Source organism: Vibrio sp. 1580, from assembly GCF_033340055.1.
On record NZ_JAWOVT010000255.1, the window covers coordinates 1 to 730 of the forward strand.

The following is a 730-nucleotide window of genomic DNA, read 5'->3' on the forward strand; positions in this document are numbered from 1 at the left end:
ATTAGCTGGGTTACAAAACCCATTCTTAGTTGACCAAAACAACGCTTATCGCATGGTGTCGGTGACAGTTGATCGTGCATTTGGTCAAGAGCTATTGGGTTACGTAGGCCAAGAGATCACGGTTGCAACTACATCAGGTGAAGACTACGAGTACTACAACGGCACTTCGATGGCGACTCCGCACGTAACGGGCGTAGCTGGCTTGGTGTGGAGTTACCACCCAACGTGTACCGCAGCGCAAGTACGTAACGCGTTGATCAAAACCGCGACAGACATTGATGTTGCAGGTCGAGATAACCGCACAGGTCACGGCCTAGTGAATGCGGAAGCGGCGAAGTTGTTCTTGGATGCGGGCTGTAATGGTCCTGACGGTGGCGGTAGCTCTGCAGATTCTAGCTACTCAAACACTAACCCTGTTGCGATTCCTGACAACAAAACCTCTGGTGCCATCAGCGCACTGAATGTCGATCGCACTGGCGACTCAGGTACTGTAAGCATTGACGTAGATATTAGCCATACTTACATCGGTGACCTACGAGTGACTCTGACTTCACCGACAGGTGGACAAGTCGTGCTTCACGACAATACTGGCGGCAGCGCTAACGATATCAAAACCACTTTCCAAGTTGATTTCTCTGGTTTTGAATCGCAAGGTTCTTGGGAACTAAAAGCCGTCGACAGTGCCAGAAGAGACACAGGTACAATCAACAGTTGGTCTCTGACATTTCAA

Annotated in this window: 1 protein-coding gene; it reads left to right on the plus strand. The window is 49.9% G+C overall.

Annotated features, from left to right (window positions below):
• Positions 1 to 730 (plus strand): proprotein convertase P-domain-containing protein (locus tag R7093_RS25360; RefSeq protein WP_318147037.1); only part of this gene is annotated, 730 nt, incomplete at both ends.